Raw genomic sequence first — 14793 nt, forward strand, 5'->3', positions numbered from 1 at the left:
TGGTGGGGGGGGGGGTTGGGTCGTTAAGGTTGGGGTGGTGTGTTTGTTCGCGGGGGAAAAGCCACACCGAGGGGGGCCTGTTGGGGGTTTGTCCCCCCCCCCCCCCCCCCCCCCCCCCCCCCCACCGCCGACGAACGGAGGACCGTTCCCGGGCCGTTCGAGGGCCTGGAGCGCGAGGTGCGCCTGGTGATCCGGCGCGCGCAGTCCAACGGCACGTCGATCGCGCAGCGGGTCCACCCCGAGCTCGACGCGAGCGCGTACCCCCTGCTGGCGCACATCGCCGAACGGCCGGGGGCGCGGGGGTCCGACCTCGCGACCTTCTTCGGCGTCGGGCGCGCCACCGTGTCGCGGCAGCTCAGCCGCCTGGTCGAGCTCGGCCTCGTCGAGCGGACCGTCGACCCCGACGACAGCCGGGGCCAGCGCATCACGCTGACCCCCGACGGCGTCGACCGCTTCGAGCGGGCGCGCACCAGCCGGGTCGCCATGCTGGAGGGCGCGCTCGCGACCTGGGACACCGACGACGTCGCGCAGCTCGCGCGGCTCCTGAACCGCTACTCGGCGGACATCGTGGCGTGGAAGCAGAGCGCGCACTGACGCGGTGGTTCCGGCGTCAGCGGCGCGCCCCGTCTCACCGACCTGGCAGGGTCAGCTCTCCTCGAACGTGAGGCTCACCGAGTTCATGCAGAACCGGTCGCCCGTCGGGGTCTGCGGCGCGTCGTCGAACACGTGCCCCAGGTGGGAGCCGCAGTTCGCGCAGCGCACCTCGGTGCGCACCATGCCCAGCGAGCGGTCCTCGATCAGCTCGACGGAGTCGCCGGCGAGCGGGCTGTAGAACGACGGCCAGCCGCAGTGCGAGTCGAACTTGGTGTCCGAGCGGAACAGCTCGGCGTCACACGCGCGACACCGGTAGACGCCGTCGCGCTTCTCGTCCAGCAGCTCGCCCGTCCAGGCCCGCTCGGTGCCCGCCTGGCGCAGCACCGCGTACTCCTGGGACGAGAGCCGCTCGCGCCACTCCTGGTCGGACCTCGAAATCTTGTACGTCATCTCAACACCTCCGCACAGAGCAACTTCCCGCTCACCGCCGGTGTTCCGGCGGTGACAAACACGTAAGGCCTTCCGACCGGTCGTCCGGTCGGAAGGCCCCACGAGGTCCTGGCGTCAGCTCGCGGCGGACGCGTTCGGGTTGCCCGCGCCGCGGCCGCGACCGCCCCGGCGGCGACGGCGGGGTGCGCCTGCGCCGTCCGGCCGCGGGAAGTGGTCGGCCGCGGTACGCCCGCCGCCCGACGCCGGACGCGCGGCCCCGCGCTGCCCTGACGCCTGGCCGGCGCCGCCGGTGCCCTGACCGCGCGACTGGCCCTGGCGACCGCCGCCCTGCGCGCCCTGGCCGGAGCCCTGGCGTCCGCCCTGGGCGCCGCCCTGGCCGGATCCGCCCTGGCCGGACCTGCCGCGCCCACCCTGCCGCCGGGGCTGGCCCTGACGGACCGGCTGCTGGGGGGCCGGCGGCACGTACTCGACGTACGGCGCTACCTCGCCGACGAGGCTGGTCACGGTGGCGTCGCCGGGGGCGACGTCCTGCGGGCGGGCGGTGATCTTCGCCTTGCGGGTCAGGTCACGCACGTCCCCGCGCTCCTCGGGGAGCATGAGCGTCACGACGTCGCCGCCGGACCCGGCACGCGCCGTACGGCCGGAGCGGTGCAGGTACGCCTTGTGCTCGGCGGGCGGGTCCACGTGCACCACGAGCTCGACGTCGTCCACGTGGATGCCGCGGGCGGCGATGTCGGTCGCGACCAGCACCTTCACCTCGCCGGACGAGAACGCGGCAAGGTTGCGCTCGCGCGCGCCCTGGCCGAGGTTGCCGTGCAGGTCGACGGCGGGCACGCCCGCGGCGGTGAGCTGCTTGGCGAGCTTCTTGGCCTGGTGCTTGGTGCGCGTGAACAGCACGCGACGACCGGTGCCCTGCGCGAGCTGCTGCACCACGTTCTTCTTCGCGTCCTTGTCGGCCACGGCGAGGATGTGGTGCGTCATCTGCGGCGGCGGCGCCGCGGCGTCGTCCACGGAGTGCGTGACCGGCTGGTGCAGGTAGCGCTTGACCAGCACGTCCACGCCGTTGTCGAGCGTGGCCGAGAACAGCAGGCGCTGCGTGCGCGCGGCCGTCCGGTCGAGGATCCGCTTCACGCCGGGCAGGAAGCCGAGGTCGGCCATGTGGTCGGCCTCGTCGAGCACGGTGATCTCGACGTCGTCGAGCGTGAGGTGGCGCTGGCCGAGGAGGTCCTCGAGGCGGCCGGGGCAGGCGATGACGATGTCGACGCCCGCGTTCAGCGCGGTGACCTGGCGCGACTGCGCCACACCGCCGAAGATCGTGGTGGTCTTCAGACCGAGGGCCTGCGCCAGCGGCGCGACCGAGTCGTCGATCTGGTTGGCGAGCTCACGCGTCGGGGCCAGGATCAGCGCGCGGGGGCGTCCGGCCGCGCGGCGGGGCTGGCCCGACGCGGCGGAACGGGCGCCGGACGTCGCGAGACGCGTCACGACCGGCAGAGCGAACGCGAGGGTCTTGCCGGAGCCGGTGCGGCCGCGGCCGAGCACGTCGCGACCGGCGAGGGAGTCCGGCAGGGACGCCGTCTGGATGGGGAACGGCGAGGTGATGCCGCGGTCCGTCAGAACCTGCACCACGGGTGCGGGCAGACCGAGGTCGGCAAAGGTAGTCAAAGGAGATGGGCCTCTCGGGCTCGGTGGCGGCGCGTACCGCGCCGGTGGTCCGCCGTGCTCACACCGGCGGGCGGGTTGCTCACCCGGGCCGGGGCCACGACGTCGGGCGGCCGATGCCGCCCACGACCGAACATTCTCGCACGTTCGCCGGCCCTTGACTGCGGCGCACGTCACGTTCGGTGTGGTTCTATGTGGCGCATGAATTCCGCAACGACCAGCTCCGCCGGACCGTTCGCCACCATCGGCGACGTGCTCGGCACCATCTGGACGAACGCGGTCACCCCGGTCGACCCGCCGGCCGACCTGATGGTCCTGGCCATGGCGGCGATCGCGCTGGTCGTCGTCTTCTTCCGGCCCCTGTGGCACCTCGCGCGGCACGTGATCACGATCGCGCACGAGGCGTCGCACGGCCTGGGTGCCCTGCTGACGGGCCGCAAGCTGGAGGGCATCCGGCTGCACTCCGACACCTCCGGCCTCACAGTGTCGCGCGGCAAGCCCCGCGGACCGGGCATGGTCATCACGGCGTTCGCGGGCTACGTGGGCCCGGGCCTCATCGGGCTCGGGGCCGCCTGGCTGCTCAAGCTCGGCTACGCCGTGGGCCTGCTGTGGCTGCTCGTGGCCCTGCTCGCGCTGCTGCTCCTGCAGATCCGCAACTGGTTCGGCCTGTGGTCCATCCTCGTGAGCGGCACCGCGCTCGTGTTCGTCACGTGGTTCCTGGCGCCCGAGGTGCAGAGCGCCGTGGCCTACGCCGTGACCTGGTTCCTGCTGCTCGGCGCGGTGCGGCCGGTGTTCGAGCTCCAGGTGCAGCGCTCCCGCGGGCAGGCCCGGACGTCCGACGCCGACATGCTCGCCCGCCTCACCGGCGTCGGCGGCCTCTTCTGGGTGACGCTGTTCCTGCTCGTCACCCTGGGCGCTCTGGTGCTGGGCGGTTCGTGGATCCTCGGCGTGGCGCTCTGACCGGTCCCCCGCGCACCGGCGCCAGGGCGCCGTCCGCCGCACGACGAAGGCCCCCGGCAACCACCTGACAGGTGGTCGTCCCGGGGGCCTCGGCCGTTCGACGCCCCGGAGGGCGCCGGAAGGTCACGCCGTCGGCGTGAGCACGAATCCCGGACCCTCGGCGCGCGGGTCGGCGTCCAGGGTCAGCGTGTCCAGGGCAGGTGCGGCCTGCGCCTCGACGAACACGTTGGTGGAGCCCGAGGCGTCGACGACCTGGTCGTCGGGCTGCGGGGCCGGAACCAGCGCAAGCTCGAAGTTCCCCGGCTGGTCGGAGGCCTGCGCGATGCGCAGACCACCCTCGACCGGCACTCCGGCCTGCTGAGCAAGGTCCTGGACGGCGGTACGAGCGTTGTCAGTCACGGTGAGCACGATGAGCTCCTCAGATTGGTTCTCGTGGTCCCGACCACCGAACCAAGCCCGCCCTCTCACCGCAAGCGTGAGACGCATTTAACCCGATATCTCCCACTGGGTGGGACAGCGCATGACAGCAGCCGAGAGAAGACGTATGGTGCCCCGCCCGGAGGGCCGCACCACCATCCTGGAGCTGACCGGTAGGCTTTCTACTCGCGCCGCCCGGTCGCCGGGCGCGCGGGCCTCTAGCTCAACTGGCAGAGCAGCGGACTTTTAATCCGCGGGTTCCGGGTTCGATCCCCGGGGGGCCCACCCTGACAGCGCCGTCACCTGGCACTTCATCGCTGGGTGGGACGAGCCGGACAAACAACCGGACCGAATGTGCGACTTGGTGTGCGACGTCGCTCGCCCGTTCACGCAGCGTCTCCGTCGCCGTCTACGCCCTCTGGCTGGGCAAACATGCCGTCGAGCGGGCTCTTTGCCTCCCCCACGATCCGCCGCCCCATGTACACGTCCTGCGTCATCGACGGGCGCGCGTGGCCGAGCTGGTCAGCGATCGCACGAGCCGTCAGCCCCTGGCCATCGAGCAGCGTCGCGACCGTACGGCGAGCCGTGTGCGACTTGACCCAGGCGAAGTCATCCCCGCGGACCTTGCGCAGCATCTTGCCCACATTCCCGACGTCGCGCAGCCGCCCGAGGGTGTTCGGGAACACCAGATCATCGGGCCCACCGTTCTTGCGCCGGCGCAGCATTGCCACCGACCAATCCGGAAGGCGCAGCGTCCGCTCCGACGTCTCAGTCTTCACCGGCTCCCGGACCAGACCAGCGCCGCGCAGCCGTGTCACGGTCCAGTCGATCTGCACCACTTGGTCATCCAGGTCGACGTCCTCCCACTTGAGGGCCAACGCCTCCCCGATCCGCGCACCCGTCGACAGCAGGAACCGCATGATGTCGGACAGCTCGTTGCGCCTGGCGTACTCGCTCCCGTCGAGCAGCGCGAGGAACCGAAGCGCCTCCTCTGCGGTCAGAGCACGCGGCGCCTTCCTCCGGCCCTGCTCCAGCCGCCCCACGTCACGGACCGGGTTCGAGGGCAGCAGGTCACGGCGAGCCAGCATCCGACACGTGCCACTCAGGACCGAGCGAACCACCTTGGCTGTCGCGAAGCCCTTCCGCTCGTAGAGCCCGTTCAGGAAGACGTCGAGGCGACCAGTAGTGAGCTCCGTGAAGCGAAGCTGCCCGATGTACGGGAACACCTCGACCCGCGCGTACCGCTCGTACTGGTCATACGTCGAGCGCTTGCGCCGGCCGTTCTCCGCCATCGTTCGGAACGACCGCAGCCACACCCGCACCGCATCCTCAAGGCGTGCATTCGGCCCGAACATGTCATCGGTCCGCAGGGCCGCATCGATGTTCTTCGTGACGGCCTCACGCGCGGCCTTCTTGGTGTGCCCCACGCCGGAGCCACGACGACGAACGTCGCCATGGTCACGGAAGTACTGGAAGGCACGGACGTTGCCCGTAGTGCCGGTGTAGGAGATCTCGCCACGTTCTCCGGGCTCCAGCCGGCGCGTCATGACGCCATCCCGATAGGCAGCGCCACGAACCAGGCGCGGACGTCCTCCGGCCGGTAGCGGACGTACTTGCCGATGCGACGTGAGTCGGGCCCCTTGCCCTCAGAGCGCCAGGCGTACAGCGTTCCGACCGGCACCCCGAGGAATGCCGAGACGTCCTGCACCGACCACAGCCGGTCAGTGATGTTCGTTGTATTGCTGTCCATCAGTGATCCCTCCCCCGTCAGGTCTGGTGTCATGCGGCATGCCGAGCTGCTGCCTTCCACTGCGCGTATTCGCGGGCGCGAGCGGCAGCGGCCTCAGCGAGCTCCTTTTCGCCGTTGGTGGCCCAGCCAGTGCCGGCGTACTGCCACGAGCCCTCGACCACGAGGGTTGTTTGTTCGTCGTCGGACAGCAGACGGCGTTCCAGGTCCGCCACGTCGAGCGGTTCCCCAGAGCGCTGCGCTTCGGCCTGGAGGCGGGCATACCGAGCTCGGGCACCACGCAGACGGCCCAGAGTCACGCTGTAGCGCCGGCTCTTGGTGGAGAAGTGGCCGCGGAAGCCGAGCATCTTGGCCCACTTCGTCAGCAGCCGGTACGGGCCATTGATGCAGTCCTCGCACCCGCACTCGGGTATCTCCGGGATCTTGGCCCCGGTCTTCTCATCCATGGCCAGAGCGAAGAGCCCACCGTCCTCGACGCGCTCCGGGAGCGTGACTGTCCCCTCGTGTCCATTGGGGCACCACTGGCGGGCGCGTAGCCCCAGAACGCGGGCGGTACGGCCCATGCGGGCAAGGTGCGGGCGAGGAGCTGCTGGGTCCTGGGCCGTGGACTTCGTGGCGTACTTCGCCAGGTAGCCCGCGACCTGTTCCGGAACGAGGGCGTCGGAGGTTCGAGCATCATCAGCTAGCGATCCCGGTAGGCCAGTGCGCACGGTCCGCGCGTCGAGCTGGGACCCGAAGGCCAGCACGCGCAGCACGTCTGCACCATCGACCGGAGTTGCAGTGAACTCCACACCGCGAGCAGCAGACTCGATCAGATCCGCCAGGGTCTGGCCATCGATCGGCGCAGCCGAACCAAGTCCGTCCGGGCCGTCGAGGCGGACCAGGGCGTGGAAGTGGACCAGCCCGCGAGCCTGGTACTCGGCAACCTTGGCGTACTGCACCGACGCCGCCTGCTTCAGCTCCGTGTCTGTCAGGCCCAGGTGCGAGGCCAGGGCGCGGCGGAGGGCGATCGTGAAGCGGCGCCAGAGCTCGGGAGCGTGCCACTGCCACACGATCGCGGATTCCCAGTCGTAGCAGTCCCAGCACAGCGGCGAACCGACCGCGGTCTCATTCTCGGTGTGCGCCCGCATGCAGGACTTGGACCGACCGTGCTCGCAGACCTTGTTGCGGTCGAAGGGCCTGCACATCCCACCTACCTTGTGACCATCCTTCGCCCGGATGCCATGGACGTGCCCGAACGACGGCGCAGTCAGAGTCGCGAACACCAGTGGGTTGTCTGCCACGGTCTCCGGCACGGTCTTGCCACCCACGAGGCCGGATCGGATCATCGCGAACGTGTCCCGGGCGTAGACCCGAGAGCAGGCCGGGCAGATGTCCTCGCGCCGGTTGCCGCACGGTCGGTACAGGTGGCCCATCGGGGCGTCGTCGGAGTCGTACCGGCCCACGACCTCACCGGTAGTGGTGTCGATCGTCATCGAGGACCCGGAAAGCTTGATCGGGTGCGAGCAGTAGCCAACCGACGCGGCAGTCTCAGCGAAAGCGTCGAGGACGGAACGGAAGGAGCCCCGGGCGACCTGGGTAGCGAACCCCAGAGCGCCCGGGCCGACCTCCAACGGTGCGTGCTCCCCGAACCCAGGGAACGTCAGGGCCGTGTTCATGCGGCGACCTGTTCGGGCAGTCCGAGACCGGGCAGGGTGTCCTGTACTGCGACCGGTGCGACCTCAGGCCAGAGGGTCAAGTCGCGTCCGGCCCAGAATCCGGCCGTGGTCGCCACGAGCACAGTGGAGACCTCGCACGCGGCCAGCACCGGGCAGGAGGCGCACACACGGGCCATGCGGGCACGGTCAGCGGGAGAGGCGTCCTCGGCGATCCAGGGCAGATCCCGCAGGCCCTCACGGGCGCACGCGGCGCCGAGCATCCAGCCGGTGGTGGGGATCATACTTCGGCCGCCGTCAGGTTCAGACCGGGCAGGTCCAGGGCGTCCTGGGTGATCGGACGGACTCGACCCAGTCGCGGACGCCGAGCAGCGGGCGCAGGGGTAACGGCCGGGGCGGGGGAATCGGCCGGCAAGGCCTCCGGCACCTTCACGGGCTCCGGGACGGCGGCGGGTGCGGGCTCGATGACGGGCACCGGCTCCGACTCGATCAGGGCCACCTCAGGCACCGTCTCGGGCTCGGTGGTGGGACGGACGGCGACCACGAGGAACCCGAGGGCGTGGCTGGAGGTCAGCACGGACAGGGGTGCGAGGGCGACCAGGACGACGCCGACCATGGTCCGCAACTCAGGGCCGACGTCGTAGGCATGCGCGGCGTTGGCGCCGATGGACACGACGGTGAACCCGAACATCAGGGTCCAGGCCCACGCCGAGGAGCGCCCACGGTCGCGCAACACGAGAGCGACCAGGCCATACACGAGCACCGAGGCGTCGATGACGACGGGCACGAGGAAGGCCAGGGCCTCGGGCACCCGGCCCCACAAGGCAGCGTCGCGCAGGGACGCGAACGACAGGGCGAAGCTCGCGAGGGCGACGGCAATGGTCAGGACGACGGTGAAGACGAGCACGGGCCGGGAGTCAGCCCGGATCCGGGCCACAGGCCCAGGGGTGCAGTTCATGATCAGACCTCCTCAGTTGCAGGGGCCGCAGCGGCCGGACGGGTGGAGCGGGGCGCGCGAGGCTTGCGGGGTGCACGGGGCTTGCGCGGGCGAGGAGCGGGAGCGTCGTCGGGTGTCTCGACGGCGGCCAGGCGTCCCCCAGCGCGAGCCCACGCGGTAGCGGCGTCCATCCCGTCACGAGGTGCCGAGGCGACCTGCACGGGAGCCGGGAAGGTGGTGGCGACGTGACGGATCAGATCGTCTGACCAGAAGTCGAACCTGATCAGGGACGGCATCCCGTCCTCGCCCACCAGGTAGGCGGTGCCCTGCTGCGTACTCGGGATCTCATGGGCGGGAGCAAGGCGAGCCTGAGGTCCAAGGACCATGTCGGACTCGATGTCGGAGTCCAGGCGCAGGGCGATCTTCTGGGGGTAGAGGTTGCGCTGTCCCACGGCTTCCTGCCGGGGGTTCTGCACGCAGGAGACGACCACGACGCCGAGGGCGCGGCCCTGGGTCAGGATCTTGGACATCAGCCGGTCGGCCTCGCGACGCACCTCGAACTCGGCATACGCCATCAGGTCGGCCAGCTCATCCACGACCAGGACGTGCAGCGGGTCGCCGGGGGTGGGGACGTGCAGGCGGGACACGCCCCGCATGGACTCCTTGCGGCGGTCGATCACCCGCAGCAGATCCCGCAGCACCTGAATCGCGTCCTCGCCGTTGTAGGCGACGCGGGCGAACAGGTTGCGGCCCATGTGCAGCTCGACACCGCCCTTGAGGTCCAGCCCCCAGAACTGCACCAGCCCCGAGGGCACGGCCGGCGCGAGGTTGCCCACGACCGACCACAGCGCCGAGCCCTTCCCCGCACCCGTGGCACCCACCACGAGGGTGTGCTGTCCCCGGATCTGGAGGCAGGCGGGCAGGCCGGCGCGAGTGCGGCCGACCGGGACGTTGTCCGGGGTGGCGTTCTCGATCCGGGGCACGCCCGCCACGACGGGAGCGATGGTCGCCGTAGTGAACAGGGCCAGGTCCAGGACGCCGGGCTTGACCTTGGACGGCTCGAACCCGTGGGCGCGGAACGCAGTGCAGATCGCCGGGGCGGCCCGGTACAGGTCATCGGGGGTCTGACCGGTGAACGTCTCGATCCGCAGCACCACCGCAGCAGGTGCCCGCCGCACATGCCGCAACCGAGAAATGACGATCGTGCCGTCCGGACGCCGGGTCGAGAGGCCGCACCGTTCGGCGACCTTGGGCCAGGAGTCACGGACCTTGTTCGCGTAGGTGACCTCCAGGTACCGCCGCGGAGCCACCATCGCCCACAGTCCCACCAGGAGGCCCGGGGACAGACACGCCACCAGGAGCAGCAGCGGGCCCGTGGTGCGGTCCCCAGGGACCTCGGCCAGGGTCAGGATGCCGAACCACAGCATCGAGGCCACCAGGCCCAGGACCGCGACCGCAGGGTGCTTCACGCCCCAGGTGCCAGACGCCCGCGTGAACATCCAGACCCGGAAGGTGATCCAGGCCAGCACCCGCCACACACGACCCGACCAGCCCGGGCGACCCATCGTGGCGGCACGGAGCCGGGCGCGAGCCGAGGTGACTCGGGCGTCCAGAGCTGCGCGCAGCCCGGTCGTGTCGGTGGCGGTCATGACAGTCTCCTTTGCATGTCCTCGTACTGGTGATCCAGGGCCATGTGGATGTTCTCGACGCTGTCGGCATGCCGACCGATGTCCTCTGCCCAGCGGCCGCGCAGGACGCTCTGCGCCACACGTGCAGCGGTCTGTAGGTCTGTCTGCGCGGCGGCCAGGAGCCGGATCACGTCTGCCACTTCCTCCAGGGCTCTTTCGCGTGCCGCGTCGGCTGGGTTGACGTTCTCTTGCTGCTCGTGGCGGTTGGTCCGCTTGAAAAGGTCAAACATCAGTCCCGTCCCTCCTTGTCGGTGGTGGCGCGGTAGGCGTCCTGAGCCGCGCCGGTCGCCTCGTTGATGGCCTGTGCGGCAGCGCCGAGGGCCTCGGCCAGGTCGTTCAGGCCGGTCTGTGCGGCCCAGGCCTGCATCCGCTGCACCATGACGTGCGTGTCTTCGAGGTCCTGGCCCATCTGTGAGACCAGGCCCGGGGTGTCCTTCTCGGTGATCCGTCGCGTGAACATCAGCGCTGGCCCTTCCGGTCGGTGTCCTGGAGCTGTGCGAGGCGCTGGTCGGCGGCCTCCACGAACGCGCACATCGAGGCGGACACCTGGACGAGCAGTTCGGTCAGCTCGCCGTCTTCGATGTCGCCGAAGTAGTCGAACGGCGGGATACGGGTCTGGTCGTGCAGGTCTTCGACCCGGTCACGCATGTCCTTCACGACGTGGATCACGTCCTGCCGGTGCGTCCGGGCCTGGATCCGCTGGCGGAGGACCATCACTCGCCCTCGCTCTCAGCAGCCAGGCGGCGGGCAACATCGTCCTGCGCGTTGCGGACCTCGCTCAGGACCGTGCGCAGGTTCTCCAGCGCCGGGTCATGAGCGTTCGTGTACCGGCTCAGGCCCTCCAGCCCCTGCACGGCCCGAAGGACGTTCATGTCCGCCTCCTTCAGGCGGTAGTCCGCGTCATCGAGCACATCGACGGCGCGCTTGTTGACCTGCCGGGTTGTCTCGTCCAGTGCCATCAGCTCTGTCCCTTCCCGTGACGCCCGACCCAGCGGCCGGACTCGTCGTAGAACTCGGGGCGCTCGGCCCGGTGCGCGGTCGTGGCCGCGAGACTGACTTGCGTGTGCAGGTCTTCCGCCTGGTCGTGCATGCCGTGGACCTGCGCGGCGGTGCCGGGCAGTCCGGAGCGGTCGAGGGTCCGGGCAGCACCACCCAGGGCGGTCACGGCCTCAGACAGGTAGGTCGCGGCGTTCGCCAGCGACTCCGCCCGGGACATCAGGCAGCCGCCTCAACAGCATCCGGAGCGTCAGACGAGTCGTACGTTCGGCGGTGCGGCAGCCCACCGAGGGCCAGCGGCGCGGACAGGAAGACAGGCACGTTGCCGGACGTGCCCGACCACGACGAGAAGCCTTCGTCCCGGACCGAACGACCACTGTTGGGATGCGGCTCCAGGTCGGTGCGCTGGCCGAGGCCGAGCAGGTGCGCGACCGTCTCACCGTGAGAGGTGTCGGTGACCGTCACGTACAGCTCCTTGCGCGACGGCCGCACGGCGTCCGTGATCCAGTTGACCGACACGATCCGGTCGTCCCCGACCAGTTCCGCGACGTAGGCCGCGAACCGCAGAGCGTCCCCCGTCGAGGGGGCGGGAACCGAAGCGCCCGCCCCCGAGCTGATGTGGGTGTTCATGGGTCAGGCCGCCTTGCCGGCGTCGGGGCGGGCCGAGGTCGGGACGTCGGCCTTGCCGGGCTCGCACACGTCGTCGGCCTTGTACGACCAGGCCAGGCGCGGCCGGGTGCCGTTGTCGTCCACGTACGGCAGGGCCGTCAGGCCCACGAACTCGATGGGCGTCCACGGGAACGGCGTCTTGTTCTCCGGCGGGACCGGCTGGTGCGGGGCCGCGATCTTCACGGTCACGGCGGTGTCCTTCTTGCCCGCCTCCTCGTCGGCGTCCAGGACCACGACCTGCCACAGGGGAAGGCCGGTGTCCTTGTCCCGCTGCTGCGGACGCGACCCGTCGGCCCGCTTGTCGGCCTGGAAGTCCTGCACGGGCTCGACCTCGCCCTTGAGGAACGCGCCCTTGGGGAACACGTCCTCGTGAGCCACTGCAAACCGTCGCTGCATCGCCATGGTGAACTCCCTTGGTTGTCGTGGCTAGGTTGGCTAGCCAGGTTGCGACAAGAAGAGATTGCACCAGCCTGGCTAGCCATGTCAACCCCTATTGCAAACTTGGTTAGCCCGGTTGGCCAGGTCGCTACTCTTGGAGCATGGACCTGGAACTCGACCCGGACGACCCGCGGCCGCCCTACCAGCAGGTTGCGGCGGCAATCCGCGCAGCGATCCTCGGGCGCAAGTTCCAGCCCGGCGAGCAGTTGCCGTCCCAGAACGAACTAGCGACGACCTTCGGCGTCGCGCGGATGACCGTGCAGCAGGCGCTGCGCATCGTGCGGGACGAAGGGCTCACGGTCTCTCGGCAGGGGAGCGGTGTCTTCGTACGAGAACGAGCCGCACGGCCCGCCGGCCTACGCCCGCACATCGAGCGCATCTTCGAGGCCGAGACCGTCACCATCGACTTCGTCGGCTACACCTCGGAGACCCTGCACGGAGCGATCACCGAGCCGCTCGACAAGATCCGCAGCGGCCGACTCACACCCCGCGACATTCAGATCCGCATCCTCCTGCCGGACCTCTCCCTGCCCCTCGCGCTTCCCGTCGCTGTCTCAGGCGATGCCGACGCCAGCGCACGAGCCCGCACCCGGATGGCAGGAATCAGCACCCGACACCTCGGAGCAATCCGCGACAGCGTCGAAGAGCTGCAAGACCTCGGCCTGGTCCGCAGCGCCACGGTGGAATCCCGGGTCCACGGGTCAGCGCCACTGTTCAAGGCGTACATCCTCAGCGGGACCGACGTGTTCTTCGGCTTCTACCCCGTCCGCGAGCACGAGGTCCGAGACGGCGAAGATCGACTCGCGACCTATGACTCACTCGGCAAGGACTCCGAACTGTTCCACTACGCCGACGACGGCGACCCCGAGTCCGTGGGGACCCAGTTCGTCCACCAGGCGCGCCTGTGGTTCGACAGCGTGTGGGACACCATCGCCACCAAGGTCACGCCGTGAGCCGGGCTGCCAGCATCTTCGCCGCAGCCGACGCCGTCCTCCTCGACTTCGACGGCCCGGTCACACCGCTCATCCCGGCACCCGCCAACCTCGAAGCAGCCAACTCAGCCCGGGCACCACTGCTCGCACGCGGCATCGACCTGGGCGACCACATCGGCACCACCAGCGACCATCTCGCAGTACTGCGATGGAGCGCCACGAACGCGCCACAGGCCCTAGCTGAGGTTGAGGCCCTATGCGACGACGCAGAGACGGCGGCCGCGTCGACGGCAGAGCCCACCCACGGAGCACACGACCTCCTCCGGAGGTGCTACCAGGTCGGTAAGCCGGTCGCCATCGTGAGCAACAACGCCGAAGTCGCGATTCACGCCTACCTCGAACGCTGGTCCCTCGCTCCGTATGTGGCAGCCGTCATCGGTCGGCCCCGAGGCCGGCCCGACCTAATGAAGCCCAACACTCACACCGTGGACGAAGCCCTGCGGCTCCTGCACGTCGAAACCCGCGACGCTGTGTTCATTGGTGACTCTGTGTCGGACGTCGAGGTCTCGCTAGCCGTCGGCGTGCCGTGCATCGGTTACGCCAAGACACCTCTCCGAGGGAACGAGTTGCAGGCGGCGGGTGCATACGCCGTCACCTCCGACATGGCAGATCTGTCCTTCGGGCGAGATGTGCAATGATGAAAGGGATGGGCCACGCGGCAACGTGACCCATCCCAGTTGGTGGCATCAAATCAGCCACTTAGCAAGGCGCTCAGGCCTTCTTGCGCCGCTCCGAGACTGTCGTCTTGGGGTGGCGCTTTGCTGTTGCTGCCGAGACATAGCGTCCCGTGATTGCGCTCCGGTGGGACTTGCCCCCAGTGGACTTCCTTGCCACGCGGTTCACCTCCTTCCAATAGATCGAGAATCACAGAGCTGTGATCCTACGAAGATTCTAGGCCGCCTCACTGACACTCGCACCCACCACATCGACCATGTTGCGGTTGGGCGTGGCAGCGCCTACTAGATCTAGTGCCTGAGGTTGCAAGGTGAGCGGCAGCACTCGGTCGCGCGTTCTGACGGACTCAGCGGGAAGATTGAGCCATGGCGGAGTGCACCTTTTGGACGGCAAAGCTCTCGACCGACGCCCTTTCTCTGGTCGCCACCTTGTACCCGGTGGGCATCGGATTGCTCCTGCTTGAACTCTTCCGACACAAGGCCATCTGGTCGTGGGCCCGCAGAGTCGCGCTCCTGCTGTTGGTCTGGCCTGCGTTCGCCGCGATCCTCGTTGCGTTCGGCGGAGTTCTCGGCGGAGATCCGATGGTCGGCGGGTACGCGGCCCTGATCAGAGTCGCCGGATGCTTGCTGGGCGTCGGTATCAGCATCCTTCTCGCTGTATTGACCTTCTGGCCACGAGTGATCGACACCGCTGGTAGCGCGGATGGCGACGATGAATCCCAGTAGCAGCACGATGGCGAGTAGCGGCTCTAGGCCGTGAGGACTTTCTTTACTGGCTCAAGGCGCCGCTCCGCGGCGCAGGCCTGTGCCTCCGGGGGCCCGGGGGGGGGGGGGGGGGGGGGCAGGGGGGGTGTGGGGGCGCGGGGGGGCACATACCGCACCCCCCCCCCCCGACGCCCTGTAACAAAAAAAAAAAA

General features: G+C 69.6%; 21 protein-coding genes and 1 tRNA gene. 6 read left to right on the forward strand and 16 right to left on the reverse strand.

From position 1 onward, the window contains the following. Positions 1 to 177 precede the first annotated feature (177 nt). Positions 178 to 594, forward strand: a complete 417-nt coding sequence (locus ACFV9Q_RS08860) for a MarR family winged helix-turn-helix transcriptional regulator (RefSeq protein ID WP_377234094.1) — start codon at positions 178 to 180, stop codon at positions 592 to 594. A gap of 51 nt (positions 595 to 645) precedes the next feature. On the opposite strand, the gene msrB is transcribed toward ACFV9Q_RS08860, so the two are convergent. After that, positions 646 to 1044, reverse strand: coding sequence for a peptide-methionine (R)-S-oxide reductase MsrB (msrB, locus tag ACFV9Q_RS08865; RefSeq protein ID WP_377227154.1), 399 nt, complete (start codon positions 1042 to 1044; stop codon positions 646 to 648). 114 nt (positions 1045 to 1158) lie between these two features. Beyond that, entirely contained in the window at positions 1159 to 2706 is a 1548-nt protein-coding gene (locus ACFV9Q_RS08870; protein WP_377234095.1) for a DEAD/DEAH box helicase, read from the reverse strand. Positions 2707 to 2895: 189 nt separating this feature from the next. Between ACFV9Q_RS08870 and ACFV9Q_RS08875 the strand changes: the two genes are divergently transcribed. Beyond that, on the forward strand, positions 2896 to 3663 hold the full coding sequence (locus ACFV9Q_RS08875; protein WP_377227152.1) for a M50 family metallopeptidase: 768 nt from the start codon (positions 2896 to 2898) through the stop codon (positions 3661 to 3663). A 123-nt stretch (positions 3664 to 3786) separates the two neighbouring features. Here ACFV9Q_RS08875 and ACFV9Q_RS08880 read toward each other — a convergent pair whose 3' ends face one another. Beyond that, positions 3787 to 4071, reverse strand: coding sequence for an iron-sulfur cluster biosynthesis family protein (locus ACFV9Q_RS08880; protein ID WP_285108667.1), 285 nt, complete (start codon positions 4069 to 4071; stop codon positions 3787 to 3789). Between the two features lie 221 nt (positions 4072 to 4292). Between ACFV9Q_RS08880 and ACFV9Q_RS08885 the strand changes: the two genes are divergently transcribed. Continuing rightward, a tRNA-Lys gene (locus ACFV9Q_RS08885) sits at positions 4293 to 4365 on the forward strand. A 101-nt stretch (positions 4366 to 4466) separates the two neighbouring features. Here the strand turns inward: ACFV9Q_RS08885 and xerC are convergent. The 13 genes from xerC to ACFV9Q_RS08950 are packed head-to-tail and all read right to left on the reverse strand — an operon-like array spanning position 4467 to position 12174. Continuing rightward, positions 4467 to 5627 (reverse strand): tyrosine recombinase XerC, encoded by a 1161-nt coding sequence (gene xerC / locus ACFV9Q_RS08890; RefSeq protein ID WP_377234096.1) that lies wholly within the window; start codon positions 5625 to 5627, stop codon positions 4467 to 4469. Next, on the reverse strand, positions 5624 to 5830 hold the full coding sequence (locus tag ACFV9Q_RS08895) for a helix-turn-helix transcriptional regulator (RefSeq protein ID WP_377234097.1): 207 nt from the start codon (positions 5828 to 5830) through the stop codon (positions 5624 to 5626). The genes xerC and ACFV9Q_RS08895 overlap by 4 nt, the downstream gene beginning before the upstream one ends. Positions 5831 to 5859: 29 nt before the next feature. Continuing rightward, a complete protein-coding gene (locus ACFV9Q_RS08900) occupies positions 5860 to 7485 on the reverse strand; it encodes a replication initiator (RefSeq protein WP_377234098.1) in 1626 nt (541 codons plus the stop codon). Beyond that, on the reverse strand, positions 7482 to 7766 hold the full coding sequence (locus ACFV9Q_RS08905) for a WhiB family transcriptional regulator (RefSeq protein WP_377234099.1): 285 nt from the start codon (positions 7764 to 7766) through the stop codon (positions 7482 to 7484). The genes ACFV9Q_RS08900 and ACFV9Q_RS08905 overlap by 4 nt, the downstream gene beginning before the upstream one ends. Continuing rightward, positions 7763 to 8440, reverse strand: coding sequence for a DUF2637 domain-containing protein (locus ACFV9Q_RS08910; protein ID WP_377234100.1), 678 nt, complete (start codon positions 8438 to 8440; stop codon positions 7763 to 7765). The genes ACFV9Q_RS08905 and ACFV9Q_RS08910 overlap by 4 nt, the downstream gene beginning before the upstream one ends. Before the next feature lie 2 nt (positions 8441 to 8442). Further along, positions 8443 to 10068: an FtsK/SpoIIIE domain-containing protein gene (locus ACFV9Q_RS08915; protein ID WP_377234101.1), complete on the reverse strand. Its 1626-nt coding sequence runs from the start codon at positions 10066 to 10068 to the stop codon at positions 8443 to 8445. Continuing rightward, positions 10065 to 10337: a hypothetical protein gene (locus tag ACFV9Q_RS08920; RefSeq protein ID WP_377234102.1), complete on the reverse strand. Its 273-nt coding sequence runs from the start codon at positions 10335 to 10337 to the stop codon at positions 10065 to 10067. Before ACFV9Q_RS08920 ends, ACFV9Q_RS08915 begins: the two co-directional genes overlap by 4 nt. Continuing rightward, positions 10337 to 10567 carry a hypothetical protein gene (locus tag ACFV9Q_RS08925; protein ID WP_377234103.1) on the reverse strand — a complete coding sequence of 77 codons (231 nt, stop codon included), beginning with the start codon at positions 10565 to 10567 and terminating at the stop codon, positions 10337 to 10339. Before ACFV9Q_RS08925 ends, ACFV9Q_RS08920 begins: the two co-directional genes overlap by 1 nt. Next, a complete protein-coding gene (locus ACFV9Q_RS08930) occupies positions 10567 to 10821 on the reverse strand; it encodes a hypothetical protein (protein ID WP_377234104.1) in 255 nt (84 codons plus the stop codon). Before ACFV9Q_RS08930 ends, ACFV9Q_RS08925 begins: the two co-directional genes overlap by 1 nt. Next, a complete protein-coding gene (locus ACFV9Q_RS08935) occupies positions 10821 to 11066 on the reverse strand; it encodes a hypothetical protein (RefSeq protein ID WP_377234105.1) in 246 nt (81 codons plus the stop codon). Before ACFV9Q_RS08935 ends, ACFV9Q_RS08930 begins: the two co-directional genes overlap by 1 nt. Continuing rightward, positions 11066 to 11323, reverse strand: a complete 258-nt coding sequence (locus ACFV9Q_RS08940) for a hypothetical protein (RefSeq protein ID WP_377234106.1) — start codon at positions 11321 to 11323, stop codon at positions 11066 to 11068. The genes ACFV9Q_RS08935 and ACFV9Q_RS08940 overlap by 1 nt, the downstream gene beginning before the upstream one ends. Then, positions 11323 to 11733: a hypothetical protein gene (locus ACFV9Q_RS08945; RefSeq protein WP_377234107.1), complete on the reverse strand. Its 411-nt coding sequence runs from the start codon at positions 11731 to 11733 to the stop codon at positions 11323 to 11325. The genes ACFV9Q_RS08940 and ACFV9Q_RS08945 overlap by 1 nt, the downstream gene beginning before the upstream one ends. A 3-nt stretch (positions 11734 to 11736) precedes the next feature. Continuing rightward, positions 11737 to 12174 (reverse strand): plasmid replication, integration and excision activator, encoded by a 438-nt coding sequence (locus ACFV9Q_RS08950; RefSeq protein ID WP_377234108.1) that lies wholly within the window; start codon positions 12172 to 12174, stop codon positions 11737 to 11739. A 137-nt stretch (positions 12175 to 12311) separates the two neighbouring features. Here ACFV9Q_RS08950 and ACFV9Q_RS08955 point away from each other — a divergent pair, with 137 nt between their 5' ends. The 3 genes from ACFV9Q_RS08955 (at position 12312) to ACFV9Q_RS08965 (ending at position 14602) form a co-directional block, all read left to right on the forward strand. Continuing rightward, complete coding sequence (locus ACFV9Q_RS08955; RefSeq protein ID WP_377234109.1) at positions 12312 to 13163, forward strand: GntR family transcriptional regulator; 852 nt, start codon at positions 12312 to 12314, stop codon at positions 13161 to 13163. Continuing rightward, the gene (locus tag ACFV9Q_RS08960) at positions 13160 to 13840 is read left to right on the forward strand and encodes an HAD family hydrolase (protein WP_377234110.1); all 681 of its coding nucleotides are present in this window, start codon (positions 13160 to 13162) and stop codon (positions 13838 to 13840) included. The genes ACFV9Q_RS08955 and ACFV9Q_RS08960 overlap by 4 nt, the downstream gene beginning before the upstream one ends. A 402-nt stretch (positions 13841 to 14242) precedes the next feature. Further along, positions 14243 to 14602 carry a hypothetical protein gene (locus ACFV9Q_RS08965; RefSeq protein WP_377234111.1) on the forward strand — a complete coding sequence of 120 codons (360 nt, stop codon included), beginning with the start codon at positions 14243 to 14245 and terminating at the stop codon, positions 14600 to 14602. The last annotated feature ends 191 nt before the right edge of the window (positions 14603 to 14793 follow it).

The organism is Promicromonospora sp. NPDC059942, from assembly GCF_042731755.1.
In the GTDB taxonomy this organism is placed as follows: domain Bacteria; phylum Actinomycetota; class Actinomycetes; order Actinomycetales; family Cellulomonadaceae; genus Promicromonospora.

What these genes read in the sequence shown, in the direction of transcription:
- msrB (WP_377227154.1), bottom strand. Translation starts at nt 1,044, where the DNA reads ATGACGTACAAGATTTCGAGGTCCGACCAGGAGTGGCGCGAGCGGCTC.
- ACFV9Q_RS08875 (WP_377227152.1), top strand. Translation starts at nt 2,896, where the DNA reads ATGTGGCGCATGAATTCCGCAACGACCAGCTCCGCCGGACCGTTCGCC.
- xerC (WP_377234096.1), bottom strand. Translation starts at nt 5,627, where the DNA reads ATGACGCGCCGGCTGGAGCCCGGAGAACGTGGCGAGATCTCCTACACC.
- ACFV9Q_RS08895 (WP_377234097.1), bottom strand. Translation starts at nt 5,830, where the DNA reads ATGGACAGCAATACAACGAACATCACTGACCGGCTGTGGTCGGTGCAG.
- ACFV9Q_RS08900 (WP_377234098.1), bottom strand. Translation starts at nt 7,485, where the DNA reads ATGAACACGGCCCTGACGTTCCCTGGGTTCGGGGAGCACGCACCGTTG.
- ACFV9Q_RS08905 (WP_377234099.1), bottom strand. Translation starts at nt 7,766, where the DNA reads ATGATCCCCACCACCGGCTGGATGCTCGGCGCCGCGTGCGCCCGTGAG.
- ACFV9Q_RS08910 (WP_377234100.1), bottom strand. Translation starts at nt 8,440, where the DNA reads ATGAACTGCACCCCTGGGCCTGTGGCCCGGATCCGGGCTGACTCCCGG.
- ACFV9Q_RS08915 (WP_377234101.1), bottom strand. Translation starts at nt 10,068, where the DNA reads ATGACCGCCACCGACACGACCGGGCTGCGCGCAGCTCTGGACGCCCGA.
- ACFV9Q_RS08920 (WP_377234102.1), bottom strand. Translation starts at nt 10,337, where the DNA reads ATGTTTGACCTTTTCAAGCGGACCAACCGCCACGAGCAGCAAGAGAAC.
- ACFV9Q_RS08925 (WP_377234103.1), bottom strand. Translation starts at nt 10,567, where the DNA reads ATGTTCACGCGACGGATCACCGAGAAGGACACCCCGGGCCTGGTCTCA.
- ACFV9Q_RS08930 (WP_377234104.1), bottom strand. Translation starts at nt 10,821, where the DNA reads ATGGTCCTCCGCCAGCGGATCCAGGCCCGGACGCACCGGCAGGACGTG.
- ACFV9Q_RS08935 (WP_377234105.1), bottom strand. Translation starts at nt 11,066, where the DNA reads ATGGCACTGGACGAGACAACCCGGCAGGTCAACAAGCGCGCCGTCGAT.
- ACFV9Q_RS08940 (WP_377234106.1), bottom strand. Translation starts at nt 11,323, where the DNA reads ATGTCCCGGGCGGAGTCGCTGGCGAACGCCGCGACCTACCTGTCTGAG.
- ACFV9Q_RS08945 (WP_377234107.1), bottom strand. Translation starts at nt 11,733, where the DNA reads ATGAACACCCACATCAGCTCGGGGGCGGGCGCTTCGGTTCCCGCCCCC.
- ACFV9Q_RS08950 (WP_377234108.1), bottom strand. Translation starts at nt 12,174, where the DNA reads ATGGCGATGCAGCGACGGTTTGCAGTGGCTCACGAGGACGTGTTCCCC.
- ACFV9Q_RS08955 (WP_377234109.1), top strand. Translation starts at nt 12,312, where the DNA reads ATGGACCTGGAACTCGACCCGGACGACCCGCGGCCGCCCTACCAGCAG.
- ACFV9Q_RS08965 (WP_377234111.1), top strand. Translation starts at nt 14,243, where the DNA reads ATGGCGGAGTGCACCTTTTGGACGGCAAAGCTCTCGACCGACGCCCTT.